Source organism: Nodosilinea sp. FACHB-131 (assembly GCF_014695395.1).
Lineage (GTDB): Bacteria > Cyanobacteriota > Cyanobacteriia > Phormidesmidales > Phormidesmidaceae > Nodosilinea.
The window spans coordinates 175,970-198,830 of the sequence record NZ_JACJOF010000007.1; the positions used below are offsets into that span (position 1 = coordinate 175,970).

A 22,861-nucleotide genomic window follows, 5' to 3' on the forward strand; every position below is an offset into this window, starting at 1 on the left:
AATCTTAAGCAATAAATCTAACGAACCGTTGTTTGCATTTCTGATAGCGTTGTCTTTCCATACTCGCCAGCTTTAATGCGAGAGACATAATCGCCGTGCTCGTTATTGATATCTACTCCATTGGCAACTACGCCTAGGACGTTTGCCTGTGACCGTTCTAGGAAAGACTTGGCTGCTAAGGCATTTGCGGAGTCTACTTTGCGAGGTCTCAGCACTAGCAGAACGCCGTCAGACATACGCCCTAGCACAGCTGCATCTGCCGCCCCTAGGAGCGGTGGTGTATCAATTAGAATGTAGTCGTACTGCCGCTTCATCTGCTGGAGCAAATCTGCCATTCGCTCAGAATCCAGGATGGCTATAGGGTTAGGTGGAAGAGCACCAGCCGTCATGAGAGTTAAGTTCTCAGAAATTTGGTGGATAACGTCTTGCTGGGTTTCTTCTCTAATTAGTACTTGACTTAAACCAGCTCGGTTAATAACATCCCAAATGTGGTGCTGAGATGGAGAACGAAGGTCAGCATCAATCAGTAATACCTGTTTACCTGACTGAGCCAAAGTGGCAGCTAGATTGGCTGAAACTTCAGATTTACCCTCTTCAGCAACTGAACTGGTAATTGCGATGACGCGATGAGGGGTATCAGAGCTAGTAAATTTCAGATTTGCCTGAAGCATCTGAAAAGCTGCCGAGACCATGGGTTGATTCCTATCGAGGGCAGGAACGTAGGCGGCTCGGTCAAGTCTGCCAGCAAGGTAAGCTGTAGAGCCTTCGCTTTCAGATTTTGTACGAAACTTAGGAATTAACCCAAGTAGAGTGTAACCCAGCAACATCTCGCCATCCTTGGCAGTTTTAACTGATTTGTCGACCAAATCTAGGAAAAAGGCGCAAGCAATGCCGAGCAAACTACCCAGAAAGGTTCCGACGACAAGGGCTGGAACAAGTAGGCTACCAGCGTCTTCTGCAGGTTCGGCCCTTTCCAAAATTTCGGCGCTGCCGACAGTCTGGTTTTCAGCTAGCTGAGTTTGTTGAAAGGCTGCTAAAAGATTTTCATAGTTTAGCTGAGCTGACTGAAGGCGCTGAGTCAATTCCAACTGGCGCTTCTCAAGGGCTGGAAATGCCTGAATTCTCTCGGCATAACGATTTCGAGATTCAACTAAACTTTGCAGCTGACTAGCCAAGCTAGAACGGTTTACAACTGCTGTAGCTAACTCTGTTGTGAGCTGTTGATCTAGAGGGCTCATCTGTAGATTGCCGAGACCCGCAAGCTCAGTTGTTCCTACGATGTCTTCAACTCGTTCACTGAGCAGGCTTTGCAGTGATTCTACTCGGCGCTCTAAGTTGATAACCGTGGGGTGAGTCTCTCGATAGAGACTACGCTGACTTGCCAACTCTGCTTGGGCTAGCTGTAAATCTGCTAGTGCTTGCTGAACAGCCGTAGACTGGCTTAAGGTTTCGATCTGTTTAGCTTGCTCTAATGGGATTGCTAATTGTTCTTGTAACTTGCTTGCCTGAGTGTTAGCACTGGCAAGAGTAGAAGATACATCGCGAATTTGGGTGTCTAACTCAGCGATCGCAGTAACGGCTACAACGGCTTCGTCTTCAAGAACAACAATGCCGTTAGCATCCTTAAACTGCTGCAGTGCTGCGGCTGAACGGTCTAGGTCTGCTTCAGCAATAGGCAGTTGCCGCTCAATGAACTCTCTGGCTGTAGCCGCCTTTAAGCGGTTGCTGAGAATGTCTCGTTCCAGGTAGGCATCCATTACTGCGTTGACAACGGTAGCAGCCTCATTAGGATCGTCGGAGCTGTAGGAAATTTGTAAGATGTCTGCCTGTTCTGTAGACTCTACTTTGAGTTTGGCACTTAGATCCGCTGGCTTTAGAGGCAAGCCGTCATCGTCTGTAAGACCCAGATTGTCAATAACGGATTCCATAACTGCAGTTGAAAGCACAACAGAACTTTGGTTCTGCAGGTTGTTTACTGAGAGAGGGAGTTCTCTAATATCTGTCCCTACTCCAGTCAATGTTGGCGTAAGGTCCGGCCTAACCAGTATGCTGCCATCCGCGCTGTAAGACGGATCCCGTGTCAGGGCAAAGAGCACTGAACCTGCCATACAGGTGCCTAGCACAAGAGTCGCTGGCAACCAGCGCCGTTTCAACACTAGCCAGTAGCGTTGTAGGTCAATTTCTTCAACGTAATCTTGGTAGGTCTTGTTAGTCATAGACGAATAGAAGTGAGATACGCCTGAAAACAATCTGGTTACTTACGCAAGGCGGTAAGCTACTGCCCCATTCCACCTAGACAACTCGATTGCTTAGACTACAGGTTTTGACTTGCAGTCGACCACATTAAGTGGATATGTCTAAGTCGCCTTAGAGGTGAACGCTGGTAGGTTTGAATAATGAGTCAAAGACTCGTATAACTACCTATCTAATTTAAATAGATGCTTAAACCCTTTACGCAAGCATATCCTATGGAAGCAGTTGCGGGGGAAGGGGCATTGAGCTGTCTAGCACTGTCTTAACAATGATGACGATTCTATGATGCCCAAGGCTCATCAGGAACTTGATTCAGGAATTCTGCTCACTCAAGTACTGAGTTAGGCTGCTTATTTACTTAACACTCTCGTAGTCCTGCAAGGCCCAAGCAAATTCGGTGAACAAGACCCATCTACAGAAAATAGCCTGATGACTAAGACATCAGGCTATTTCTTAAGACCTAAGAGCTGCGCCTATAGGAGACTAGTAACTTGCTCAATAACACCGCCTACAGAGATGTTGCTTAGCCTGGCTCCCAGGCATAGCTGAAAGTTGTGCAAGAGGTTTACGGATTGGTAGTGACAGCTTTCTTGTAATCGCTTCACAGAAGCAAACCTTATGCTAGACCCTCAATAGGCATCCTGAAGCTCATAGAAGTCAGGAGAAATATAGTCTTTACGAAGTGGCCAGCCAACCCAGTCCTCAGGCATGAGTAGCCGTTTTAGGTTGGGATGACCTTCGTAAAGGATGCCATACATATCATAGCTTTCTCGCTCTTGCCAATCGGCTGCCTTCCAAATCCAATACACCGAAGGTACTCGAGGATTGCCACGAGGCAAAAATACCTTAACTCTGACTTCTTCGGGATTGTCGATGTTGTCGTCCAGTTTTACCAAATGGTAAAAACTCACCAATTCCTTGCCCGGACCATCATCGTAGGCTCCTTGGCACTGGAGATAATTAAAACCATAGGCATATAGAGCAGTACAAATTGGAATGAGAAACTGCGGTTCTACCGTAATTATCTCTATTCCTAGATGATCGCGGGGCATTAACCTATGGTCAAACCCGTTTTCGGTTAGCCAACTGGATACAGCACCCGCCTCTACTAGAGGTGCTGCCGATGCTTCACCAGTGGGCTCCGGCTGCGGAGATGATGCTTGGGAGTCTTCTTCAGCCATTTAAATCTCCTTATCCTCGGGAGTCAGCTCCGCCACAGTCTCAGCCATGGGCATCCCCATAGCTTCCATGAGCTCCTTGGGCGGCACGGTATGGGCACCTGTCTGTAAGTACTGACCGGTTAAGATTGCAGGCACTGCTTTAAGCTGATGGCTGCGCTCGTAAAAACGATGGGTTTGCAGGGTATAAGCACGGTCCTGCATAGATTCCGTAGCTACTTTCTTCCTGAGTTTAATGATGGCATCGATAATTGCCTCAGGTCTGGGAGGGCAGCCAGGGATATAAACATCGACAGGAATTAGCTTGTCAACCCCACGCACCGCCGAGGTAGAGTCGCTGCTGAACATGCCGCCAGTGATAGTACAGGCTCCCATAGCAATAACGTACTTGGGATCGGGCATTTGCTCGTAGAGCCGTACAAGGGCAGGGGCCATCTTCATGTTGATGGTGCCAGCGGTAATAATCAGGTCGGCTTGACGGGGACTAGCTCTAGGCAACAACCCAAAGCGATCAAAGTCAAAGCGAGAGCCAATCAGCGCTGCAAACTCAATGAAGCAGCAGGCTGTGCCATAGAGCAAGGGAAACAGGCTGGATAGCCGACACCAGTTGTAAAGATCATCAACTGTAGTCAAAATGACGTTTTCAGACAGCCCATGGGTTACCGCAGGCGGTGCTGAAGGATTGGCAAGCCTTTCCCCTGGGGCCAGAGAAAGTGGATCGGCGGCTGAGGGGGGGGTCATGACCATTCCAAGGCTCCTTTACGCCAAGCGTACACAAGACCAACGACCAAAATAGCAATAAAGATCAGTGCTTCTACGAATGCTAACAAGCCCAGCTGGTTAAACGCTACCGCCCATGGATACAAAAAGACGGTTTCTACGTCGAAGATAACAAAGACCAGCGCAAACATATAGTAGCGAATGTTGAACTGAATCCACGCGCCACCAATAGGCTCCATACCCGACTCGTAGGTGGTTCTGCGGGCAGGACCTCGGCTGACAGGGCGCAACAGCTTGGAGGCTGTCAAGGCTGCCACTGGCACCAGACAAGATATGAGTAAGAAGACTAGGAAATATTCGTAACCAGATAAGACGAACACAGGTTCACCACCCTAGAAGGCTATTACACACAGTGCGGTCTGAGGACTTAGCAGTCCATGCGCTTCAGGTGTATTCTAAGGCATTTAGCTGAAAAACTAGGGTCAGAGTTGATTTGGCGATGGGAGATTGGCTGTGCGATCGCAAACTTAGCCTAGTGGTTAGCCAAAAATTTGGATGGCCCAATTGTGTCATAATTGTTTACAACGAGCATTTTTGCCCTGCACGTTGTCTGGCGAGCTTTTTCTGGTCACAAGGGACGGACCATGGAGGATTCTCGACCGCCTTGGTAACTCTTGATTGAATTTTAAGGTGCCTTAGTCCTATGAGTGTTGAGTCTGATCCTTCGGCTAATTCATCTGAATCTGTAGATCTGGCTGCTACTTCTGAAGGGGCTGACGGCCTTGAAGACAGCCCGGCTGAGGTGGTCGTCCTTTCTCCTGAGGAAATGGATTGCTATGAATGTCGGTCCTGCGGCTACTCCTATGAGCCAGTGAAGGGTGACAGTCGGGCTAAAATCCCTCAAGGCACTGCCTTTGAGGATTTACCCGTGAACTGGCGCTGTCCGGTGTGTAGTGCCCCGAAGAAGCGATTTGCCAACATTGGCCCAGTTAACTCTCCCTCTGGCTTTAAGGAAAATCTGAGCTACGGCTTGGGCGTGAATCGGTTGACTCCTGGCCAGAAAAATATTTTAATTTTTGGCGCTTTGGCCGTAGGGTTTCTATTTTTTATCAGTCTCTACGGTTTGAGGTAGTGCCGTAAGCGCTTCTTTGGAAGTGTCTCAAGGGTAAAGAGCTTGCTCTACGCTGATTTGACTTGAGTGTTGTTTAGGAAGTACGGGTTCAATTATCTATGCACGCTGCGTTCGACTGGTTAAAGCGAGGCCTAGTGATGCTGGTGGCGGTGTTGGTAGCAACCGGCTGCTCTAGTTATTTTTTGGCGGACGCAGATGTGCATCCTTGGGAAGTGATCCAGGTGCCGGTGAAGTCTACTCTGTCTGACATTGCGTTCACTCAAGATGCCGACCACGGCTGGATTGTGGGCAGCCGGAATACCTTGCTAGAAACCCAGGATGGCGGTAGCACCTGGCAAGTCCGTGAGTTGGCCTTGGAAGATCAGGCCTATACGTTTACCTCCATTGATTTTGCCGGTAATGAGGGATGGGTAGCGGGCCTCCCGTCGGTCCTCTTGCACACCGGTGACGGGGGGAAGACCTGGGAAAGCGTGCCTTTGAGCAAAGAACTGCCGGGTTCACCCTTTCTAGTCACGGCTATTGGCAACAAGTCGGCTGAGATGGCTACCGACATTGGTGCGATCTACCGCACAGAGGACGGCGGCCGTACCTGGAAGGCTTTGGTGCAGGGGGCTGTTGGGGTGGTGCGGAACATGGTCCGTTCTGACGACGGTCGGTATGTGGCGGTGTCGTCCCGAGGAAATTTTTACTCTACTTGGGCGCCGGGACAGGAGCAGTGGATTCCCCACAATCGCCAGAACTCAAGGCGTTTGCAAAACATGGGGTTTGACAGTGATGGCAAACTCTGGATTATTGCCCGCGGTGGCCAGGTGAGGTTTTCGAACTCTCGCTCCTCAGACGACTTCACCGAGGCGCTAAGCCCTGAGGCTGGAACGAGTTGGGGTCTGCTAGACATGGCTTTTCGCAACGCCAATGAGGTTTGGGTGACTGGTGGTGGTGGTAATCTGCTCTGTAGCTTTGACGGTGGCGAGACTTGGCTGAAAGACAAATCTGTTGGGGATGTGCCATCTAACTTTTATAGAGTGAAGTTCTTGGGACCGGAGAAGGGCTTCATCTTGGGTCAGGATGGGACCATTCTCAAATATCGGCCTGAGGTTGTCTAAGGAAAGTTGGGAGAACTTCGCTGAAATAGCTTGTTAGGGTTTCCGGGGTTCTCTATGATTAGGTTAGATTCTTCGTGTTCAGAGAGGAGACGTTGATATGGCAGGTTCTACAGGCGAGCGCCCCTTTGGCGACATCGTAACGAGTATTCGCTACTGGATTATCCATAGCATCACCATTCCCATGTTGTTTATTGCGGGCTGGCTCTTTGTGAGCACGGGTTTGGCGTACGATGCCTTTGGCACGCCTCGCCCCAACTCCTACTATCCCGACAACCAAATGCAGCTGCCGATTGTGAGCGATCGCTTTGATGCGAAAGATCAGATCGACATGTTCTCAAATCGATAACGTTTTAGTATTCCAACGTTTGATTGAACCTATGCAAAGCAATACTCCGAACGAGCCCATTTCTTACCCGATCTTCACCGTGCGCTGGCTAGCTGTGCATACCTTAGGGGTACCCAGCGTGTTTTTCCTAGGGGCGATCGCGGCAATGCAGTTTATTCAACGATAAGAGAAAACCATGGATCGTAGTCCAAACCCGAATAAGCAACCGGTAGAACTTAACCGCACATCCCTATATTTGGGGCTGCTGCTGGTTTTTGTGCTGGGTCTGTTGTTCTCTAGCTACTTCTTCAACTAGACCCGCAAACTTGCCTCAGATAGGCATGGCTGTGGTGCTCAGACTGTGTTGAGTTTCTGACCCGATTAGTAGGAGGTGGATATTATGCTTCAGAGTGGACGAATTCCGTTGTGGATCGTGGCGACTGTTGCCGGTACTGGTGTGCTGGTGGTGGTGGGTCTGTTTTTCTATGGTGCCTACGCTGGCGTAGGGTCTGCCATGTAGCTGCTTTGAGCAGGTTGAGATTAAAGGCTGGGACAAGTTGAGCTAGACTCGCTTGTCCCAGCCTTTTAAGTAGGTCTAGGGGAGATCTAAGGGCGATCGAGGGCGCTGACGTAGCGCTGCACGAGGTAATCAATGCCCGTAATCGCCGTGCCTACGACAACGGCATAGGCACCCAAATCAAGGGCTTGCTTGGCCTGGGCTGGGGAGGCAATGCCGCCTTCACAGATGACCGGCACAGGGCATTGCTTTACCAAGGCTTTGAGTAGGTCAAACCCAGGCGGGGTATCGGTTTGGGTCTCTGCGGTATAGCCAAACAGGGTAGTGCCGACGCAATCGGCTCCGGCATCGATAGCCTTTAGCGCGTTGTCGAGGGTATCAACATCGGCCATGACCGCGTAACCCAAACGCTGGTGAATTTGCTGAATCAGCTGATCTAAGGTCTCGCCGCCGGGGCGGCGGCGTTGAGTGGCATCAACGGCAATGATATCGCTGCCAGCCTGGGCTACGGCCTCGGCGTGGTGAAACTGAGGGGTGATGTAGACCTCTGAGGGCGGCATCACCTGCTTCCACAGGCCAATGATGGGGGAATTGCAGCGGGCCCGTACGGTTTGGATGTGGTTGGGGGTGTCGATGCGGACCCCGACGGCTCCACGGTTGAGGGCGGCTTCGGCCATAGCTGCGATCGCCGTCGCATTGTGTAGGGGCGAGTCAACAGGTGCCTGGCACGATACGATTAGCCCGCCCCGCAACGATTCCAAAATGTTCAAGGTAGGACGTACTCCACAACAGCGCTATCTAGTTTGATCTATGGCAACTCGGATTTCAAAAACCCTGCTGGTAGCCTCCATTGGTCTGCTGGTCTTGGTGATCGTGCTCAATAACCTGACGGACTACAACGCCAACTTTAGGTACATTCAGCACGTGCTGAGCATGGATACTGTGTTTGAAGATAGTCAGTTAACCTGGCGAGCTGTGACCTCATCCAGCCTGCAGAAAGTTGCCTATGGGGTGATTATAGGGATTGAGTCGGCGATCGCCGCTCTCTGTCTAGGCGGAGCCGTGCGCCTGTTGAAAGTTGTGAATTGCGATGGCATCACCTTTAACCGGGCTAAGGCTACGGCCACCTGCGGGCTGACCTTGGCGTTTCTATTTTGGTTTGTGGGCTTCATGGTAGTGGCTGGGGAGTGGTTCACCATGTGGCAGTCACTGGAGTGGAATGGACAACAGCCCGCCTTTCGCTTTATCGGCTGTGTGGGTTTTGTGCTGATCTATCTCAGCCTGACTGACGGTGATCTGCCTGAGTAGGTTGGGCTGGAATGGAGGACGGGCGATCGCATCTCCAACCGCACTTTGTACGCCTAGGCGAAGCCCCATTACACCTTAGCCAGCGTCACCTGTTCCGCTTGGTCTTGATACTTGCCGCGACGGGTTTCGTAACTGACCTGGCAGGGCTCACCTTCAAAGAAAATCAGCTGCACCACTCCCTCGCTGGCGTAGATGCGACAGTCGGCACTAGAAGAATTGGAAAACTCTAGGGTCAGGTGACCACGCCACCCGGCTTCAGCTGGGGTTAAGTTAGCAATGATGCCACAGCGAGCGTAGGTCGACTTGCCAATACAGATCACGCTGATGTTATTCGGGACAGAAATTTTCTCCAGGGCTACTCCCAACCCGTAGGAGTGGGCCGGCAAAATGAAGTAGCTACCGCTCTCATCAGTTTTAAGGGCAGTGGGTTCTAAATTGGCAGGGCTAAAATTCTTGGGATCAACTACCGTACCCGGAACATGGCGAAAGATCCTAAATTCGGCAGGAGATAGCCGAATGTCGTATCCGTAGGACGACAGCCCATAGCTAATAACCGGCTGCCCTAAGGGATTGTCAGCGTTCTCCAGCTGCCGCACCAGGGAAGGCTGAAACGGCTGAATCATGCCATCCTTGGCCATTTTGTCGATCCAGGCGTCGTTTTTAATCATGGGAAAAAGTTACGGCTAGGGCAAGAAGTTACGGCGAAATTCGGTCACCTGGTCGGCTACCGTGAGTAGCGGATCTGGCATGTCGGGGCCGGTGAGGATGACATCGACTTGAGGAGGGCGCTGCTTGAGAAAGTCTACAACGTCCTGGGTAGGAATCAGACCGTAGTTCACGGCTAGGCTAAGTTCATCAAGCACGATAAGCCCATAGCGACCTCGGGCGACCACCGCTTTGGTGTGAGACCACAGGTCTTGAATAGCCTGCTGCTCGCTGGAGCTCACCACTGGGTCGTGAATACAGCGCGGCATATCGGCGCGAATCCAGTCTAGATTTTGGCCAAACTGCATGGATTGATCAGGCCCCTGATGAATGCCTCCCTTAAGAAACTGCACGATCAGCACAGCCTTGCCCTGGTCAGCGATGCGCAGAGCCTGCACCATAACATTGGTAAAAAAGTTGCGGTGTACGGCGGTGAAGACCTGTACGGTGCCCTCTACCGTCTGTAAAAGCGGATGGCGAACGAGCGAGGTAGGGGACGGCGCTAGGGAAAGAGGTTTGATCTGAGAGACCATGGGCTAGTCCAGCGGGGGCAAGAAATGGCAGTTGTCCATTAACCACACCAGCAGCAACGTAGGTTACGTTCCTGAGCTGGGTTAGTTGGATAGTAGGGCTAAATATAGCGTGATTCCCCCAATGTGAATAGACAAATTACTCTATATGCATCCATAAAGTGCGTATGTACTGTGGTTTGGCCGTGATGGCTCAGCCCGATGATTATCCTCTGGAACCTGCGCTTGAGGAGGTGAAAAACCCGCTTACTCTAGGGGAGTCTGCTGTATTCTAGGGAGGGCATTGGGGGCACCTTGTATGGCTTGGCAACGTCCAGATGGTCGGCAACCTCACGAGCTGAGGCCAGTGAGTTTTGAACGCCAATTTACGAAATTTTCAGCGGGCTCTGTACTCACCCGCTGTGGCCACACCCAGGTGCTCTGCACCGTGTCTGTGGAAGAAGGGGTGCCGCGGTTTTTGCAGGGATCAGGTCGGGGCTGGCTGTCGGCTGAGTACCGCATGTTGCCAGGGGCTACCCCCCAGCGGCAGGCTCGCGAGCTCATGAAGCTGTCGGGCCGCACCCAGGAGATTCAGCGTCTGATTGGGCGTAGCCTGCGATCGGCTCTTGATTTTGAGCTGCTGGGGGAACGCACTCTTCTGGTAGACGCCGACGTGCTTCAGGCCGATGCAGGAACCCGTACGGCGTCGATTACCGGAGGGTATGTGGCCCTAGCCGATGCAGTGCAGGGCCTAGTCGCGCAGGGATTGCTGGCGCGATCGCCCCTAGTGCACGGCGTTGCAGCTGTCTCTGTTGGCTTGATTGAAGACAACGTCTTGCTCGATTTGCAGTACGACGAAGACGTGGCGGCAGCCGTAGACTTCAATCTGGTGCTCAACGAGGATCTCAACATCGTTGAGGTTCAGGGTACGGCCGAAGAGGGTAGTTTTAGCCGTCAGCAGATGAACCAGATTCTAGAGGTGGGTGAGCTGGGTATTAAGCAGCTCTTGGCGGCTCAGCAGGCAGCATTGCTGTAGGTACCCCACTTGAGTCAATAGCGGTTTTATCTAGTGCTGCCCTGCTGAAACTGGGCGGTGCTCAGAGTTGCGATCGCCAAGGGGCATTTCCTTCCTAGAGCGAGAGAGTAAAACGAGTTCCTATCGTTAAGAAACGCATCAAGACTATCGGCTGAATTTTGCCCTTGGGCAGTCTGTAGTTAGGCCACAGTCTGGAATCGTTTTTTCTCGTGCAGGAAGGTTTGCCATGACATCTATAGATGCGTTTTCGATTAAAGAAATCACGGTGAGTCGGCAATCTCCGGGAGAAGAGCGCCAGGCAGCCCTACACCAAATCTATGCACAGGTGCTCGAACGCCAGCCCTACGGATTTGAGCGCAAACAGCTCGCCAAAATTGAGGCAGAGTTCTTGCGAAATAAGATTGGCGTCAAGCGATTTCTGCGTGAGCTAGGCCATTCTGAGGTGTATCTCAATGAGTTTTACTACAATTCTTCTAACCTAAAATTTATTGAGCTGTGCTTCAAGCACTTTATTGGTCGTGCCCCTAGTGGACAGGTAGAAATGCATCGCTACTGCGACACTTTGATGCGTCAGGGTGTCAAGGCGATGATCACTGCTCTGCTCGACTCGGAAGATTACAGTAAGCATTTCGGCTGCTTTACCGTGCCCCATGCCTGGGCTGAGGACAGCTATCCGTCTCCTAGAACGTTTTGGGAAACCGAAGTGCTGCTGCATGAGCTGCACGGTCGGCGCGGCTGGATTGTGCCTACCATGACCTGGCACAACCTTCAGCTCAACTGCGACGGCGGCAGCTGTAGTTTGCCGGGGACATCAACCCATTCAGGCCAGACTCTGCGGTCAACCGCGGGGGCTACAAGGGCCGTGTCAGGAGCAGAGGCGCTGCACCAGGTGCTAAGCACGATGGGTCCTCAAGATTTGGAAGCCTTTGCCGCCACCCTCTCTGCCACTGAGCGCGACAAGCTGCGCCACCTGCTGATGCAGACTACTCGCTAGGTAGACGCGGTGCCCCGATCGCTGGGCTGCATGTCGCCATACTGGTGGTTCGAAGCTCCAGTATGGCACTAGTGCTCTAGCCTGCGAATCCTTTCTAAATTCGCGCGGGTGTTTTACTTAAACTGGCGTTGGGTGCTGCCAGACGACGCAGGATGCGGCAGCCTGATAAGGTCCAAGGGAACATCCTCCAGCTTGCCACCGCCGCCTAGCAGCGCTGTCTTTCATTAGTTGCTAACCAGCGTGGCGGTAGCTCTCAGCTGTCTAAACAAAAGGGCGGGTTCGCCCCGGGTCATTTAGGGTGTTAGTCGAGCAAACTTTTTCTTGCCCACCTGCACCACTTTGCCGATCAGTTCAGCGGGGCTAACAAACTCCTGGTTAGGGTCGGTCATCTTCTCGCCGTCGAGCTTCACGGCACCTCCCTGAATCTGGCGGCGGGCCTCGCTACTGCTGGCGCACAGCGGTGTAGACCCTACCAAATAGAACAGTTTGGCCGGAAAATTGATTTCGGCCAGGGAAAACTCGGGCACCCCAGCCGCAGGTTCACCGGTGCCTTGAACGAGGCTGATAGCGGCCTGCTGCGCCTGCTGCGCCGCTGTTTCGCCGTGGAATTGGCGGGTGATCTCTAGGGCCAGCAGCTTTTGGCGATCGCGCGGATTCTCGGGCAGGGTATCAAGTGCGAAGGGCGTCAGCAGCTCAAAGTAGTCTCGAATCAGCGCATCGGGCACCTTTTCGAGCTTGGAGTACATGCTCAGGGGATCCTCCTGTAGCCCCACATAGTTGCCCAGGGATTTCGACATTTTTTGGATGCCGTCGGTGCCCAACAGCAGCGGCACGAGCAGGCCAAATTGGGGCAGCAGGCCAAAGTGGCGCTGCAAATCGCGCCCGACGGCAATATTGAATTTTTGGTCGGTACCGCCTAGTTCCACATCGGACTGCACCGCTACTGAGTCATAACCCTGCATCAGCGGGTAGAGAAACTCATGGAGAAACACCGGATCGCCCTTGCCGTAGCGCTCGGAGAACCCTTCCTTGGCCAACATCTGCCCTACGGTCATGGTGCTGAGCAACTCAAGAATTTTGCCTAGGTCAAGGGAAGACAGCCATTCAGAGTTGTAGCGCACCTCCAGCCGACCGGGTGTGTCGAAATCGAGAATGGGGCGCACCTGCTCCAGGTAGGTCTCGGCATTGGTCTTCACATCTGCTTCTGTGAGCTGGCGACGCACCTCCGACTTGCCAGTGGGGTCGCCGATGCGGGCGGTGAAGTCACCAATAATCAACACGGCGGTGTGGCCAGCATCCTGAAAGGCGCGCAGCTTGCGGACCGGAATGCTATGGCCTAGGTGAATTTCGGCGCCGGTGGGGTCAATGCCCAGCTTGACCCGCAGGGGGCGATCGCACTTCAGCAACCGCTGCGTCAGGTTTTGCTCTGGGTCGCTAGAGTCGGGCTGGTGGGGAAAGACCTCGCTGATACCCCGATAAATGCTCTCAAATTCAACCGGGGAGGAGCTGGGGTTAGCCTGGGTCATAGTGAAAACTGAGTTTATGGAATAGGGACGGCGGGCTGGTATTGCCCAGGGGCCAGAGAAAACAGGTTTAGGGACCAAGGCCACTGACTTATAAATTGTGGCAAAAGTGGCCCTTAGCTTCTCCTTATAACCATCTGTAAGGCTAGGATAGGCGTGCCTGCGATCGCCCTCAAGCAGTCTTTAGGGCCACTGCTGACGCTCACTTACCTAGAGGGTCATTATAATGGCCTAACCGTCACCTACCGACGGCCATCTACACCCTACAAAATAGCCCTCCATCGCTACGCCGCACCGTCGTTCTGTAAGCAGCCTTTAAGAGCCAACGTGTCAACCAACACCATCCGCCGCAAAAGCCGATCCCAGCCTCAGCCCCTGCGCCGAGCACCCAACGCGCTGAAGTATGTTCAAGACGTAGGGCAGGTAGCGGCGGCAGCCCTGCTCGGCACCACCATGATTGCCAGTTCGGTACTGGCGGGCGGACTGGTGGGCCTGGCTATCAGCTTTCGCAATTTGCCTGACGTGCGGGTACTGCGCAACTACGTGCCCAGCGAGACCAGCTATATCTACGACATCAACGGCACCCTATTACACAGCCTCCACGACGAAGCGAATCGCGAAGTCATCGACCTCGACGAGATGTCGCCGCACCTCAAACGGGCTGTGCTAGCGGTAGAAGACAGCTATTTTTACTCCCACAACGGCATCAACCCCAGCAGCGTGGGCCGGGCCTTATTAGCCAACGTAGAAGCCGGAGGGACGGTAGAAGGCGGCTCGACCATCACCATGCAGCTGGTGAAAAACCTGTTTCTCACCCCCGAGCGGGCCGTCAGCCGCAAAGTGGCGGAGGCCGTGCTGGCCCTGCGCCTAGAGCAAATCTTCAGCAAAGACGAAATTCTGGAGATGTATCTCAACCAGGTCTACTGGGGCCACAACAACTATGGGGTTGAAACCGCTGCCCAGAGCTACTTTAACAAGTCAGCGAGAGACCTCACCCTGTCCGAAGCAGCTGTGATGGCGGGCCTGATTCAGGCTCCAGAAAGCTACAGCCCCTTCCAAAACTACGAAGCCACCAAGGAGCGCCAGGCCGTCGTGCTTAACCGCATGCGCCAGCTGGGCTGGATCTCCCCAGACGAAGAGGTAGCTGCCAGGGATACGCCCCTGCTGGTGGGCGAAGTGAAATCATTCCGCACCAGTATTTCTCCCTACGTTACCGAAGCAGCGGTTCAGGAGTTGAAGCAGCGCTTTGGCAACGAAGCGGTGGTGAAGGGCGGCATGCGAGTGCAAACCACCGTCGATCTCAACATGCAGCGCATGGCCGAGGCCACGGTGCAGCGACACAATGCCCGCATTAGCCACATCGCTGATCAGATGGCTCTAGTGTCTATCGACCCTCGTACCCATTTTGTGAAGGCTATGGTGGGCGGGGTCGACTATCAAACCAGCCAGTTCAACCGGGCGATTCAGGCGTACCGCCAGCCGGGCTCAGCGTTTAAGCCGTTTGTGTACTATGTGGCCTTTGCCACGGGGCGCTATACCCCGGCTAGCAGCATTGCCGATACGCCGGTCAGCTATCCCGATGGCTATCGCTACTACAGCCCCAAGAACTATGACAGCAGTTTTATGGGGAATATTCCCATTCGCACGGCGCTAGAAACCTCGCGCAACGTGCCAGCGGTGAAGCTGGGCCAGGCGGTGGGAGTGAACCAAATTATTGAGCTGTGCCGCACCCTTGGGATTGACAGTCCGATGCAGCCGGTCACCTCGCTGCCCCTAGGTGCCGTAGATCTCACCCCCATGGAAATGGCCGGAGCCTATGCCACCTTTGCCAGTAATGGCTGGCACTCTGAGCCGACCTTTATCGTGCAGGTGAGCGACAGCAGCGGCAATGTGCTACTGGACAACACCCCCCAGCCTCAGCTGGTGCTTGACCCCTGGGCAGCTGCGTCGCTAACCGATGTCTTGCAGGGAGTAATTGCTCGGGGAACCGGTAAAGCGGCTCAGATTGGGCGACCAGCAGCGGGCAAAACCGGCACCACCGACTCCCAACGAGATGTGTGGTTTGTGGGCTATGTTCCCCAACTCTCGACCGCCGTGTGGATTGGCAACGATAACTACTCGCCGATGCGCTCTGGTACTACGGGTGGCACCTATGCTGCGCCAGTGTGGCGGGACTTTATGCAGCAGGCTCTAGCCAACACGCCGGCCGAAAACTTCAAGCGACCTTCGGAATTTGTGCAACCCTAAGAACAGTTAGAGATTGGCTTCGTCGATTTGGGCGAGAACGCGATCGCGAAATTCCGGGTCGCTGTTGGCGAGCCCCAGCAGTTCCCAGTAGGCAGAGAGGGTGAGCCCATTGGCCTGAATCAGATCGAGGGCTGCGGCCTGAATCTCCTGCTGCATCTGGCGCGATTCGGTGTCGGTCTCGGCTCGCTGCAAGCCAAGTTCGCGTGATTCAATCAGCTTGACAACGGCCATGTAGGCATTAACAAAGCGGCTAACAGTTTCTGAGGGAATATCGTTGGCGTCGGGCTGGGTAGGGGAGACTGCTGGCGCTGGTACGTCTGCCATTGGTAATGAGGAGACAGCCAGAGCGGGGGTACCCATACCCAGCAGCAGCAGGATGACTGCGCCCACATACACCACCCGCTGCATCAGGCATTGGCTTTGCCTCCCTGTTTTGCCCCGCTGTTTTAGACAACGAACGCAGGGCTCAACAGCAGCAGTCATCCACTCAAAACCCATAGACCGACGGCTCAGAACGCGTTTCACCAGCCTACCCGAAACCAGATGGCCTATAGTGGTACTAAGCCTAAGCATAAATACATAATGACGAAGGAAACGGACTGCCATGGCAAGCGATGATACGGCTCCAGTGCCTGGTCAAGGGAGTCTCTCTGACCGAGAGCTACAGATCGTTGAGCTAGTGGCATCGGGGCTAACTAACCAAGAAATCTCAGAGAAACTGGAGATCAGCAAACGCACGGTCGACAACCACATCAGCAATATTTTGACCAAGACCGCCACGGGCAACCGGGTGGCTCTGTTTCGCTGGGCGCTCCAGTCGGGCAAGGTCTGCATCGACGAAGTTAACTGTTGCCTACTGCCTGAAGTCAAGGCCGAGAGTCAGGAGGCTTAGGCACCGCCACCGGCCAACCTCAGGCTATGATGGGTGTTCTGTATTGCCCATTGAGAGCGCCTGCCCCGTTATGGAGTCGATTCAATCGCTGCCCGGAACCGAAGACATTTTGCCCAAGGCGCAGTTTGTCGGCCAAGACCTAAAGGTGGCCGACATTCATACCTGGCAGCGGGTAGAGGCGACGGCGAGAGAAATTTTGGGCCGAGCTGCCTACCGCGAAATTCGCACCCCGACATTTGAAGCCACTGCTTTGTTTGAGCGGGGCATTGGCGAAGCTACCGATGTGGTGGGCAAGGAGATGTACAGCTTTAAGGACAAGGGCGATCGCGGTTGCACCCTGCGCCCTGAAGGTACCGCTGGGGTCGTGCGAGCCTACGTGCAGCACAGTCTCTATGCTCAGGGCGGGGTACAGCGCCTCTGGTATACCGGCCCCATGTTTCGCTACGAGCGTCCGCAAAAAGGTCGCCAGCGTCAGTTTCACCAGGTGGGAGTCGAGGTGCTGGGCAGCGCCGACCCCCGCGCTGATGTAGAAGTGATTGCCCTGGCTACAGATATCTTGCAGGCTTTGGGCCTTAAGAATCTGACGTTTTACTTAAACTCGGTGGGCGACAGGAGCGATCGCACCCGCTACCGCGAGGCTCTGGTTACCTATCTCACCCCCTATGCGGCAGATTTGGATGAGGATTCGCGCGATCGCCTCACCCGCAACCCCCTGCGCATTCTCGACAGCAAAGACGAAAAAACCCAGGCCATTACCCAGGCGGCCCCCAGCATTTTGGACTACCTGGGCCCTGACTCTAAGCGCCACTTTGATCAGGTGCTGGCCCAGCTCAATGCCCTGGGCATTGTCTACGAACTCAACCCACGTCTAGTCCGAGGACTCGACTACTACACCCACACCGCCTTTGAAATTCAGTCAAGCGATCTAGGGTCTCAGGCCACGGTGTGCGGCGGTGGCCGCTACGACGGGTTGGTGGAAGAACTGGGTGGGCCGTCTACCCCGGCGGTGGGTTGGGCAATTGGGCTAGAGCGTCTTACTCTGCTGCTCGAAGCCCTGGAGCAGGGTAAGGCCACGGCTCCAGATATCTATTTAGTCTCTCGCGGTGAGCATGCCGAAGCCAACGCCCTACAGCTGGCCCAAAAACTACGCCATCGAGGAATAGCGGTAGAGCTAGATCTCAGCGGTGCGGCCTTTGGCAAACAGTTTAAGCGGGCCGATCGCAGCGGGGCCGCTGCCTGCCTAATCATCGGTGACGACGAGGCGGCCCAGGGCACTGTACAGATTAAGTGGCTGACATCAGGCGATCAAACCAGTCTTTCTCAGGCAGCGTTACTTAGCGATACCGACGGTTTTTTGCGGCAGCTTCAAAGTCGAACATAGGAACATTGGAGGCCAGATCAGTCTGGCTCCTCTCGGAAAGGTGGGGTTTTCCGTCGCTTGGAAGACCCCACCTTTCTGAGAAATTCGTTACGATTATTCACATTGGTATTTTCTGCCCAACACCTAATTTATTTGCTGGTTGTATGCCTGACACCATCACAAAATTGGCCTACCAAGCCTTTCAACAGGGTAAGAGCTACTTTGGGCTAGCCCACAAAGCCGTTAGCACTCAGGTTATGCAGACGGTCAGTCCGCCCAAAGATCTGCAAACTACGCCCTTAGACCTGAAATCTCTGCAACTCCTGCAGCAGCGCATGGGTGAACTGCTAGAGCGCGACTGGCAAGATGCAGAGGCCGGAGTTTATCCCAAAGAGCTGCTGTTTGATAATCCCTGGGATGCCTTCTTTCGGTTTTATCCTTTAGTTTGCCTCGACCTACCCCAGATCTGGGAGCGGCTGAACAAGCGCGACCATCACAGTTTTTCTGACGACATCGACACAGCCGGGTATCCCAAGTACTACCTGCAAAACTTTCACCACCAGACCGACGGCTACCTGAGCGATATGTCGGCTAACCTGTACGACCTCCAGGTAGAGATTCTCTTCAACGGCACCGCTGATCCCATGCGCCGTCGCATTCTCGCTCCTCTGAAGCAGGGCCTAGCGGCGGCTGGCGTTGAGAACGGGGCTAAGGTTTTGGATGTGGCCTGTGGCACGGGTCGCACCCTCGGCATGATTCGCGATGCTCTGCCCAAAACGTCGCTCTATGGGGTTGACCTGTCGCCCGCCTACCTGCGTAAGGCCAACGAAAATCTGTTGACTAAGCCAGGAGTATTGCCGCAGCTTGTGCAGGCCAATGGTGAAAACCTGCCGTTTGTGGATAACTACTTTGATGGCGTCGTGAGCGTCTTCTTGTTCCATGAATTGCCGGCAGTGGCGCGGCAGAATGTAATCAACGAGATTTATCGGGTGGTGAAACCCGGCGGCACTGTGGTGCTGTGTGACTCGATTCAGCGGCTTGACTCCCCTGAGTTTGAGGCGGCAATGGAGAATTTCCCGGCCATGTTCCATGAGCCTTACTATCGGCACTACACCACCGATGACCTCAATCTGCGCCTGACTGACGCAGGGTTTGAATCGGTCAGCAACCAGGTGCACTTTATGAGCAAGTACTGGGTATGCCGCAAGCCAGTGACGGCCTAGGCACGGAGCCAACTGAATAAGGCTCGCCAAGGCTTCGGAGCCCTCGATTATTCGGGGGCTTTTTTATCGGGAATGCGCCACAGATAAAGCACCGAATCTTCTTCGGAGGGTTGTAAGTGCAGGGTGCGGTGGGGTGCCCAGTCGCCCATATCAAACATGTGGGTGACGATGCGGCTGCCAGGTCGCAGCTGGGCCTGGAGCCGAGGCCGCAGGCGCAGGTTGAGGTGAGGCAGTAGATAGATGAAGACCACCGTGGCGTTGCGGAGATCGGTTGCAAACAGGTTTTCCTGCTGGAAGGTGAGGCGATCGCCTACTCCCTCTTGCTCAGCCCTGGCCTGAGCCTGTTGCAGCAACGCCGCATCCACATCGATGCCAACCCCCCGAACGCCGTAGTCTGCAGCCGCCCGAATTAGCAGCCGCCCATCGCCACAGCCCAAGTCGTAGACCACATCGCTGGGGCTCAAGTCGGCTAGCTTGAGCATGGCCACCGTGGCATCGACGGGGGTGGGTATAAAACCAATGTCGGGACGGGACGCTGTCATCAGGCAGGGTTAAGGGTGGCCCAGTGGGTCTGGATATCCTGGATGGTGAACAGAGCCTTGAAGGGTAGACCGTGACTTTGATAAAGTTCAGCCCCGCCCTGCTGGCGATCGACTAGGGCAAGAATTTGATTAACTCGATACCCAGCTGCCTGGAGGCGATCGACGGCTTTAAGGGCTGATTGGCCGGTGGTAACGACGTCTTCAAGCACGGTGACAGGGCTGCCCAAAGGTAGCTCAAGCCCCTCAATGTAGGCGCGGGTGCCGTGTCCCTTGGCCTCTTTGCGAATGATCAGCGGGAAGAGGGTGGGTTGGCCCGAGGGGGCTGGGTGGCCATTGCCATAGACACTCACCAGACTCACCGCCGTGACCAAGGGATCAGCGCCTAGGGTGAGCCCGGCCACCGCTACGGTTTCTGGCGGTACGAGGTCGAGCAGGAGGCGGCCGACCATCAGTGCCCCTTGGGGGTGCAGCGTCACCAGCTTGCCGTTGATGTAATAGGTGCTGCGCTGGCCTGAGCTGAGCACGAAGTCACCCTCTTGGTAGGCACCGCGGCAAAATAGGTCGAGCAGGGGCGATCGCAGCTCATCGGTCTTGAGGCTGAGGAGGGTGGCGATGGGCACATCAATCAAAAGCTGATCCATGGGTGAGTAATTCCTTTAAAAATGCTCCGGTTTTTTGCGATCGCGCTATAAAGGACATGCACTGGGTGATCGGTGCGGCTGAGTTTCGCGTGATCGGAGGGCCTTGGGGCTCTAGATAGTGCGAGGCTTGGGGTTTGAGCACCACCAGAATCGCACCAATCCAACGAGTTGAGGAGGCTTGGCCATGGGCATTCAATTAAATCATATTTCTGGGCTGACGCTGGCGCTGCTAGCCGCTGCCGTTGTTGTGGCTCCGGCAGGGCAGAGCCAGGAGACCCCCCAAACCATTCCCGAGGCGATGGACGAGCTGACCACAACCTACTCAGGCGATTTCTTTAGAAATCGAGGCATCACCCGTCAGGCCAAACGGCTATTTGGCCTTGACTTTCCCGATCGATCCCTCGACTGGGATGGGAATGCCACGGCGGCGGCGGTAAGAGACATTTTGCTGTTGCAAAACACCTCCGATCCCACCATTCGAGTGCCCGACTTGGCGAGCCCTTACACGACAACTCTGCTCACCCAGCCCAGCAGCACCGTGCCCTACGTTGGGTCTGAGTTTATTTTTGAGGATTTTTAATCGCTGAGCGGGCGTTTCCCGCTAGGCAGGTTCAGCGTCTAACTGCCTCCGAAAGGTACTTCGATAACGAGTGCTAATCCAGGGTGCAGGAGTTGAACCTGCCTAACGCGAATTATGAGTTCGCTGCCTAATCCGCTCGGCCAACCCTGGGATTTATGACCTTACCCGATGGTAAAACATGTCCTATTGTAGGGCTTGAGCCCAAAATCAGATCTTAAAATTTTGTTTGAGGCTCAAACCCTATAATTAAGGTGCGTCTAAGTCTGGTTCAGACTAGCTTTGTAAAGTATTTTTGTTTTAAGGTTTTACCCTGCCCCTGCCATGAACCCTGCCGTAGCGTTTACGTTGATCTTGCTCTCGCTGATGCTTGGCTCTGGGGTGGTGAGCGCGTCTTGGGGGTTTACCTTAGGGCGACAGGCGCTAACCGGTGTGCGTCAGCCAGAAACTCGACCGACTAGTGGTTCTCCTGTAGCCCGCGAGGCGGGTGCAGCAAGCCACGGAAATGTGGTTTTAATCAACGAGGCTGAGGTTTTGGAGCAGGTAAAGGCTCGCGTTAATGGCGGTGGCCAGTAGCGTTTAGGCGCTGGAGCATGGGCGTTTTACCTCATTTATCAACCGTCTTTATCCCTGAGCAGCTGCCTGCTGCTGCGATCGCGTCTCGACTGCTGGCGGTGTTGCTGCTAATTAGCATCAACGCCTTTTTTGTGGCGGCAGAGTTCTCGATGGTGTCGGTACGGCGATCGCGCATCAGCCAGCTGGTCTCCCAGGGGGATGTGCAAGCGAAGACGGTGCAGCAACTCCAGCGCAGCCTCGATCGCCTGCTGTCGACGACTCAGCTGGGTATTACCCTATCAAGTCTGGCCCTAGGGTGGGTGGGCGAAAGCACGATGGCTGTCACCCTGGCCTTTTGGATTACTCAAACTCCCCTGAGCGCTGACCAGAGTGAGGCTCTGGCCCACGCGCTGGCGATCCCGGTGGCCTTTTTCCTGGTTGCCTATCTGCAAATCGTGCTGGGAGAGCTCTGCCCCAAGTCGGTAGCGATGCTCTATCCCGAGCAAGTAGCCCGGTTTTTAGGCCCTCCCAGCCTGACCATTGCGCGGTTGTTCAACCCCTTCATCTGGATCTTGAACCAGTCGACCCGGCTGCTGCTGCGGCTGGTCAATATTCAGTACAGCGACCAGGTAACCTACAGCCGCCTCACTCCCGAAGAGCTTCAGCTAATTATTCGCACCACGGCCGAAACCCCAGGTTTAGAAGCCGAAGAGCGCGTGATCCTTAACAACGTGTTTGAGTTCCGCGACGTCACGGCTGGGGAAATCATGGTGCCCCGCACCCAGATCAATGCCATTCCTCTAGCGGCGACCTTTGGTGAGCTGATCGAGGTGGTAGCTGACACCGAGCATTCTCGCTACCCAGTGATGGGTGACTCCCTAGACGACATCCAGGGCATGGTCGAGCTGAAGCAGTTTTTGCAGCCTCTGGCTCACCAGCAAATCAACGCTGACACCCTCATCCGGCCCTGGGTCAAGCCCGCCCGCTTTGTGCCCGAGTACACGTCCCTGCATGAGTTGCTGGCCACGATGCAGCGCACCGGCGAGGAGCTGGTCGTGGTGGTCGATGAATTTGGTGGCACCGCTGGCCTGCTCACCCTGCGTGATTTGACCACTGAAATTATTGGCGAAATCCACGAGCCCGACAGTGATACTGAGCAGCCCGTGCAGCTGCTCGAAGACCAGTCGTACCGTGTTAAAGCCCATACCGATCTTGAGGAGGTCAATACGCTGCTTAACCTCACGCTACCCTACTCAGACGACTACCAAACCCTGGGAGGGTTCTTGATCTATCAGATGCAAAAAATTCCCCATGCGGGCGATCGCCTGGTGTTTGCCGATCGCGAATGGGTGGTTTTGTCGACCGATGGCCCCCGCCTCGGCGATATTTTGGTGCGATCGCTCGATCTGCCCCCTCCGTCTGGACGCGGGCCTAATGCTTCAGCAACGGCTGCCACCGACTCCGATGGCTTTCTCCTCAGCTAACCTCACCTAGACAGCTTAAGAACTGCCACAGCTTACT

27 protein-coding genes and 1 tRNA gene are annotated in these 22,861 nt (G+C 54.3%); 16 read left to right on the forward strand and 12 right to left on the reverse strand.

Features of this window, described 5'->3' with window-relative positions; all coding sequences use genetic code 11:
- Positions 1-17: 17 nt before the first annotated feature.
- From H6F75_RS03850 to ndhC, 4 genes are all read right to left on the reverse strand, one after another.
- Positions 18-2,216 carry a polysaccharide biosynthesis tyrosine autokinase gene (locus H6F75_RS03850; RefSeq protein ID WP_190749398.1) on the reverse strand — a complete coding sequence of 733 codons (2,199 nt, stop codon included), beginning with the start codon at positions 2,214-2,216 and terminating at the stop codon, positions 18-20.
- A gap of 666 nt (positions 2,217-2,882) precedes the next feature.
- Entirely contained in the window at positions 2,883-3,434 is a 552-nt protein-coding gene (locus H6F75_RS03855) for an NAD(P)H-quinone oxidoreductase subunit J (RefSeq protein ID WP_190749400.1), read from the reverse strand.
- Positions 3,435-4,178, reverse strand: coding sequence for an NADH dehydrogenase subunit K (locus H6F75_RS03860; RefSeq protein ID WP_242019643.1), 744 nt, complete (start codon positions 4,176-4,178; stop codon positions 3,435-3,437).
- Positions 4,169-4,531 carry a photosynthetic/respiratory NAD(P)H-quinone oxidoreductase subunit C gene (gene ndhC, locus H6F75_RS03865; protein ID WP_073607322.1) on the reverse strand — a complete coding sequence of 121 codons (363 nt, stop codon included), beginning with the start codon at positions 4,529-4,531 and terminating at the stop codon, positions 4,169-4,171. Before ndhC ends, H6F75_RS03860 begins: the two co-directional genes overlap by 10 nt.
- Before the next feature lie 446 nt (positions 4,532-4,977).
- On the opposite strand from ndhC, the gene H6F75_RS03870 reads away from it, so the two are divergent.
- The 6 genes from H6F75_RS03870 (at position 4,978) to H6F75_RS03895 (ending at position 7,231) form a co-directional block, all read left to right on the forward strand.
- Complete coding sequence (locus H6F75_RS03870) at positions 4,978-5,283, forward strand: rubredoxin (RefSeq protein WP_279308280.1); 306 nt, start codon at positions 4,978-4,980, stop codon at positions 5,281-5,283.
- A gap of 98 nt (positions 5,284-5,381) precedes the next feature.
- Complete coding sequence (locus tag H6F75_RS03875) at positions 5,382-6,386, forward strand: photosynthesis system II assembly factor Ycf48 (protein ID WP_190749406.1); 1,005 nt, start codon at positions 5,382-5,384, stop codon at positions 6,384-6,386.
- A gap of 97 nt (positions 6,387-6,483) precedes the next feature.
- Positions 6,484-6,732, forward strand: a complete 249-nt coding sequence (gene psbE, locus H6F75_RS03880) for a cytochrome b559 subunit alpha (protein ID WP_190749408.1) — start codon at positions 6,484-6,486, stop codon at positions 6,730-6,732.
- Positions 6,733-6,763: 31 nt separating this feature from the next.
- On the forward strand, positions 6,764-6,898 hold the full coding sequence (gene psbF / locus H6F75_RS03885; protein WP_190749410.1) for a cytochrome b559 subunit beta: 135 nt from the start codon (positions 6,764-6,766) through the stop codon (positions 6,896-6,898).
- Between the two features lie 9 nt (positions 6,899-6,907).
- Positions 6,908-7,027, forward strand: coding sequence for a photosystem II reaction center protein L (locus H6F75_RS03890; protein ID WP_190519956.1), 120 nt, complete (start codon positions 6,908-6,910; stop codon positions 7,025-7,027).
- A gap of 84 nt (positions 7,028-7,111) precedes the next feature.
- Positions 7,112-7,231: a photosystem II reaction center protein J gene (locus H6F75_RS03895; RefSeq protein ID WP_071527210.1), complete on the forward strand. Its 120-nt coding sequence runs from the start codon at positions 7,112-7,114 to the stop codon at positions 7,229-7,231.
- Positions 7,232-7,317: 86 nt separating this feature from the next.
- Here the strand turns inward: H6F75_RS03895 and H6F75_RS03900 are convergent, their stop codons facing one another.
- Complete coding sequence (locus H6F75_RS03900; RefSeq protein ID WP_190749412.1) at positions 7,318-7,998, reverse strand: N-acetylmannosamine-6-phosphate 2-epimerase; 681 nt, start codon at positions 7,996-7,998, stop codon at positions 7,318-7,320.
- A 40-nt stretch (positions 7,999-8,038) separates the two neighbouring features.
- Between H6F75_RS03900 and H6F75_RS03905 the strand changes: the two genes are divergently transcribed.
- Positions 8,039-8,536, forward strand: a complete 498-nt coding sequence (locus tag H6F75_RS03905) for a DUF2165 domain-containing protein (RefSeq protein WP_190749414.1) — start codon at positions 8,039-8,041, stop codon at positions 8,534-8,536.
- A gap of 68 nt (positions 8,537-8,604) precedes the next feature.
- Here the strand turns inward: H6F75_RS03905 and dcd are convergent, their stop codons facing one another.
- On the reverse strand, positions 8,605-9,204 hold the full coding sequence (gene dcd, locus H6F75_RS03910) for a dCTP deaminase (RefSeq protein ID WP_190749416.1): 600 nt from the start codon (positions 9,202-9,204) through the stop codon (positions 8,605-8,607).
- Between the two features lie 15 nt (positions 9,205-9,219).
- Entirely contained in the window at positions 9,220-9,774 is a 555-nt protein-coding gene (locus H6F75_RS03915) for a P-loop NTPase family protein (RefSeq protein WP_190749418.1), read from the reverse strand.
- Positions 9,775-10,069: 295 nt separating this feature from the next.
- Between H6F75_RS03915 and rph the strand changes: the two genes are divergently transcribed.
- Both rph and H6F75_RS03925 read left to right on the forward strand, forming a co-directional pair.
- The gene (gene rph, locus H6F75_RS03920; protein ID WP_190749420.1) at positions 10,070-10,786 is read left to right on the forward strand and encodes a ribonuclease PH; all 717 of its coding nucleotides are present in this window, start codon (positions 10,070-10,072) and stop codon (positions 10,784-10,786) included.
- Between the two features lie 226 nt (positions 10,787-11,012).
- Complete coding sequence (locus H6F75_RS03925; protein WP_190749422.1) at positions 11,013-11,780, forward strand: phycobilisome rod-core linker polypeptide; 768 nt, start codon at positions 11,013-11,015, stop codon at positions 11,778-11,780.
- A 293-nt stretch (positions 11,781-12,073) separates the two neighbouring features.
- Here the strand turns inward: H6F75_RS03925 and tyrS are convergent, their stop codons facing one another.
- The gene (gene tyrS, locus H6F75_RS03930; RefSeq protein ID WP_190749424.1) at positions 12,074-13,306 is read right to left on the reverse strand and encodes a tyrosine--tRNA ligase; all 1,233 of its coding nucleotides are present in this window, start codon (positions 13,304-13,306) and stop codon (positions 12,074-12,076) included.
- 324 nt (positions 13,307-13,630) lie between these two features.
- On the opposite strand from tyrS, the gene H6F75_RS03935 reads away from it, so the two are divergent.
- Positions 13,631-15,550 carry a PBP1A family penicillin-binding protein gene (locus tag H6F75_RS03935; protein ID WP_190749701.1) on the forward strand — a complete coding sequence of 640 codons (1,920 nt, stop codon included), beginning with the start codon at positions 13,631-13,633 and terminating at the stop codon, positions 15,548-15,550.
- Between the two features lie 6 nt (positions 15,551-15,556).
- Here H6F75_RS03935 and H6F75_RS28960 read toward each other — a convergent pair whose 3' ends face one another.
- Positions 15,557-16,075, reverse strand: coding sequence for a DUF4168 domain-containing protein (locus H6F75_RS28960; RefSeq protein ID WP_199303729.1), 519 nt, complete (start codon positions 16,073-16,075; stop codon positions 15,557-15,559).
- A 79-nt stretch (positions 16,076-16,154) separates the two neighbouring features.
- On the opposite strand from H6F75_RS28960, the gene H6F75_RS03945 reads away from it, so the two are divergent.
- The 3 genes from H6F75_RS03945 (at position 16,155) to H6F75_RS03955 (ending at position 19,025) form a co-directional block, all read left to right on the forward strand.
- Positions 16,155-16,442 carry a helix-turn-helix transcriptional regulator gene (locus H6F75_RS03945; protein ID WP_073607309.1) on the forward strand — a complete coding sequence of 96 codons (288 nt, stop codon included), beginning with the start codon at positions 16,155-16,157 and terminating at the stop codon, positions 16,440-16,442.
- Positions 16,443-16,512: 70 nt separating this feature from the next.
- Positions 16,513-17,823 carry a histidine--tRNA ligase gene (gene hisS, locus H6F75_RS03950; protein WP_190749425.1) on the forward strand — a complete coding sequence of 437 codons (1,311 nt, stop codon included), beginning with the start codon at positions 16,513-16,515 and terminating at the stop codon, positions 17,821-17,823.
- A 143-nt stretch (positions 17,824-17,966) separates the two neighbouring features.
- Entirely contained in the window at positions 17,967-19,025 is a 1,059-nt protein-coding gene (locus H6F75_RS03955; protein WP_190749427.1) for a class I SAM-dependent methyltransferase, read from the forward strand.
- A gap of 47 nt (positions 19,026-19,072) precedes the next feature.
- Here H6F75_RS03955 and H6F75_RS03960 read toward each other — a convergent pair whose 3' ends face one another.
- Entirely contained in the window at positions 19,073-19,567 is a 495-nt protein-coding gene (locus tag H6F75_RS03960) for a class I SAM-dependent methyltransferase (RefSeq protein WP_190749429.1), read from the reverse strand.
- The gene (pyrE, locus tag H6F75_RS03965; RefSeq protein WP_190749431.1) at positions 19,567-20,208 is read right to left on the reverse strand and encodes an orotate phosphoribosyltransferase; all 642 of its coding nucleotides are present in this window, start codon (positions 20,206-20,208) and stop codon (positions 19,567-19,569) included. The genes H6F75_RS03960 and pyrE overlap by 1 nt, the downstream gene beginning before the upstream one ends.
- A 184-nt stretch (positions 20,209-20,392) precedes the next feature.
- Here pyrE and H6F75_RS03970 point away from each other — a divergent pair, with 184 nt between their 5' ends.
- The gene (locus H6F75_RS03970) at positions 20,393-20,788 is read left to right on the forward strand and encodes a hypothetical protein (protein WP_190749433.1); all 396 of its coding nucleotides are present in this window, start codon (positions 20,393-20,395) and stop codon (positions 20,786-20,788) included.
- Between the two features lie 77 nt (positions 20,789-20,865).
- On the opposite strand, the gene H6F75_RS03975 is transcribed toward H6F75_RS03970, so the two are convergent.
- A tRNA-Ile gene (locus tag H6F75_RS03975) sits at positions 20,866-20,938 on the reverse strand.
- 171 nt (positions 20,939-21,109) lie between these two features.
- On the opposite strand from H6F75_RS03975, the gene H6F75_RS03980 reads away from it, so the two are divergent.
- Positions 21,110-21,361 (forward strand): hypothetical protein, encoded by a 252-nt coding sequence (locus H6F75_RS03980; protein ID WP_073607303.1) that lies wholly within the window; start codon positions 21,110-21,112, stop codon positions 21,359-21,361.
- Between the two features lie 17 nt (positions 21,362-21,378).
- The gene (locus H6F75_RS03985; RefSeq protein ID WP_190749435.1) at positions 21,379-22,824 is read left to right on the forward strand and encodes a hemolysin family protein; all 1,446 of its coding nucleotides are present in this window, start codon (positions 21,379-21,381) and stop codon (positions 22,822-22,824) included.
- Positions 22,825-22,861: the final 37 nt, after the last annotated feature.

Bases quoted from the DNA above. Each gene is read 5' to 3' on its own strand.
- H6F75_RS03850 (WP_190749398.1), bottom strand. From the start codon at position 2,216: ATGACTAACAAGACCTACCAAGATTACGTTGAAGAAATTGACCTACAA.
- H6F75_RS03855 (WP_190749400.1), bottom strand. From the start codon at position 3,434: ATGGCTGAAGAAGACTCCCAAGCATCATCTCCGCAGCCGGAGCCCACT.
- H6F75_RS03860 (WP_242019643.1), bottom strand. From the start codon at position 4,178: ATGGTCATGACCCCCCCCTCAGCCGCCGATCCACTTTCTCTGGCCCCA.
- H6F75_RS03870 (WP_279308280.1), top strand. From the start codon at position 4,978: ATGGATTGCTATGAATGTCGGTCCTGCGGCTACTCCTATGAGCCAGTG.
- H6F75_RS03875 (WP_190749406.1), top strand. From the start codon at position 5,382: ATGCACGCTGCGTTCGACTGGTTAAAGCGAGGCCTAGTGATGCTGGTG.
- psbE (WP_190749408.1), top strand. From the start codon at position 6,484: ATGGCAGGTTCTACAGGCGAGCGCCCCTTTGGCGACATCGTAACGAGT.
- psbF (WP_190749410.1), top strand. From the start codon at position 6,764: ATGCAAAGCAATACTCCGAACGAGCCCATTTCTTACCCGATCTTCACC.
- H6F75_RS03890 (WP_190519956.1), top strand. From the start codon at position 6,908: ATGGATCGTAGTCCAAACCCGAATAAGCAACCGGTAGAACTTAACCGC.
- H6F75_RS03895 (WP_071527210.1), top strand. From the start codon at position 7,112: ATGCTTCAGAGTGGACGAATTCCGTTGTGGATCGTGGCGACTGTTGCC.
- H6F75_RS03905 (WP_190749414.1), top strand. From the start codon at position 8,039: ATGGCAACTCGGATTTCAAAAACCCTGCTGGTAGCCTCCATTGGTCTG.
- dcd (WP_190749416.1), bottom strand. From the start codon at position 9,204: ATGATTAAAAACGACGCCTGGATCGACAAAATGGCCAAGGATGGCATG.
- H6F75_RS03915 (WP_190749418.1), bottom strand. From the start codon at position 9,774: ATGGTCTCTCAGATCAAACCTCTTTCCCTAGCGCCGTCCCCTACCTCG.
- rph (WP_190749420.1), top strand. From the start codon at position 10,070: ATGGCTTGGCAACGTCCAGATGGTCGGCAACCTCACGAGCTGAGGCCA.
- H6F75_RS03925 (WP_190749422.1), top strand. From the start codon at position 11,013: ATGACATCTATAGATGCGTTTTCGATTAAAGAAATCACGGTGAGTCGG.
- tyrS (WP_190749424.1), bottom strand. From the start codon at position 13,306: ATGACCCAGGCTAACCCCAGCTCCTCCCCGGTTGAATTTGAGAGCATT.
- H6F75_RS03945 (WP_073607309.1), top strand. From the start codon at position 16,155: ATGGCAAGCGATGATACGGCTCCAGTGCCTGGTCAAGGGAGTCTCTCT.
- hisS (WP_190749425.1), top strand. From the start codon at position 16,513: ATGGAGTCGATTCAATCGCTGCCCGGAACCGAAGACATTTTGCCCAAG.
- H6F75_RS03955 (WP_190749427.1), top strand. From the start codon at position 17,967: ATGCCTGACACCATCACAAAATTGGCCTACCAAGCCTTTCAACAGGGT.
- H6F75_RS03960 (WP_190749429.1), bottom strand. From the start codon at position 19,567: ATGACAGCGTCCCGTCCCGACATTGGTTTTATACCCACCCCCGTCGAT.
- pyrE (WP_190749431.1), bottom strand. From the start codon at position 20,208: ATGGATCAGCTTTTGATTGATGTGCCCATCGCCACCCTCCTCAGCCTC.
- H6F75_RS03970 (WP_190749433.1), top strand. From the start codon at position 20,393: ATGGGCATTCAATTAAATCATATTTCTGGGCTGACGCTGGCGCTGCTA.
- H6F75_RS03980 (WP_073607303.1), top strand. From the start codon at position 21,110: ATGAACCCTGCCGTAGCGTTTACGTTGATCTTGCTCTCGCTGATGCTT.
- H6F75_RS03985 (WP_190749435.1), top strand. From the start codon at position 21,379: ATGGGCGTTTTACCTCATTTATCAACCGTCTTTATCCCTGAGCAGCTG.